Annotated in this window: 1 protein-coding gene; it reads left to right on the top strand. The window is 59.1% G+C overall.

The window, feature by feature from the left end; all coding sequences use genetic code 11:
• Positions 1-23 precede the first annotated feature (23 nt).
• Positions 24-1,037 (top strand): IS110 family RNA-guided transposase, encoded by a 1,014-nt coding sequence (locus tag AWB68_RS44870; protein ID WP_087650447.1) that lies wholly within the window; start codon positions 24-26, stop codon positions 1,035-1,037.
• The last annotated feature ends 421 nt before the right edge of the window (positions 1,038-1,458 follow it).

Here is a 1,458-nt window from a genome sequence, read left to right as displayed (position 1 = left end):
CACTTAACCAGAAGGAGGCTGAAGTGAAATATAGCGGAATTGACCTGCATTCGAACAACAGCGTGGTGAGCGTGATCGATGAGACAGACCGGGTGGTTGCCGAAAAGCGTCTGCCCAATGACCTAACGAAGATTGTGGCGTTGCTTGCGCCTTGGCAGGCGGAGCTGGCGGGTGTCGTGGTCGAATCGACCTTCAACTGGTACTGGCTCGTCGATGGCCTCCAGGCAGCGGGTTTCACGGTGCATCTCGCCCACACCACCGCGATCAAGAAATACGATGGACTCAAGCACAGCGGAGATGAGACCGATGCGCGGTTTCTCGCCCACCTGCTGCGACTGGATATTCTACCCACCGGCACCATCCTGCCGCCGGAGCACCGTGCCGTGCGCGATCTGGCGAGAAAACGCATGCAGCTGGTGCGCAGCCGAACCAGCCACATCCTTGCCGTCGAGAACATTACAGCGCGTCAATACGGCAACCGGATCACGAGCAATCAGGTCAAACGCCTGGATAAGGAATCGATTAACCAGATGCACCTGCCCGAGGACGTGGCACTTGCAGTTCGGGCAAACGTCGCGGTCATCGCAACGCTCTCTTCGCAGATCGACGTCGTGGAAAAGCGTCTTCATGAAAAGGTCGCATCGAACTCCGACCACGCACTGCTGAGGACGGTGCCTGGCATCGGCCAGACTCTCGCAACGGTCATTGTGCTGGAGGTCGGTCCGATCCAGCGTTTCGCCAACCCCGGCAACTTCGCCTCCTACGCGCGGTGCGTGGACAGCCAGCGCATGAGCAATGGAAAGAAGAAAGGCGAAGGCAATACGAAGAACGGGAATCCATATCTGTCTTGGGCATTTGTCGAGGCAGCCAACTTCGCACTGCGCTATTGCGACCAAGCCAGGCGCTTCTACGAACGCAAGAAGGCCCGAACCAACCCGGTTGTGGCGCGCAAGGCCCTAGCCCACAAACTGGCCCGTGCGTGCTTCCATATCCTGAAGGAGCAAAAACCCTTTGATGTAACGCGCTGTTTTGCGTAGCGCTAACGGCGGCGGCCGGCAAGCCCCCATTACCCACTGGCGCAACAGCCCTGTAAATTGAATGGGATGCTGTGCCGCCGCCCCCGATGAGCAGTCGAAGCGGATCGCCCGCAGTGTGAGCCAGCCACCGATTGGCGCCCCCATAGTGGAGGCAGCCCGAACACTTGTGCTATCACATGGACGCACTGCGGTACCAACGTTCTTCTGGGGCGGCATGCCCGCCAGGGCGACAGGCAGTTTATACCGCCATCGCTTGATCCACATGGGTGTGTGGCGCGATCCGTCGCAGCCACGATTTGAAGAAACGGGCGCGCTCAGCTATTGCGATCGGGAGGGTGAAATAGAAATAGAAACTGGCCGCTAACGCGGCCAAGCTGTCGCCTGCTCGCTTGACACCGGCCCGCTAATGGGTGTGGGTAAT

The organism is Caballeronia choica (assembly GCF_001544535.1).
Classification (GTDB): Bacteria; Pseudomonadota; Gammaproteobacteria; order Burkholderiales; family Burkholderiaceae; genus Caballeronia; species Caballeronia choica.
Note: the sequence above shows the minus strand (reverse complement) of the source record. Positions and strands in the feature narration are given on the sequence as shown.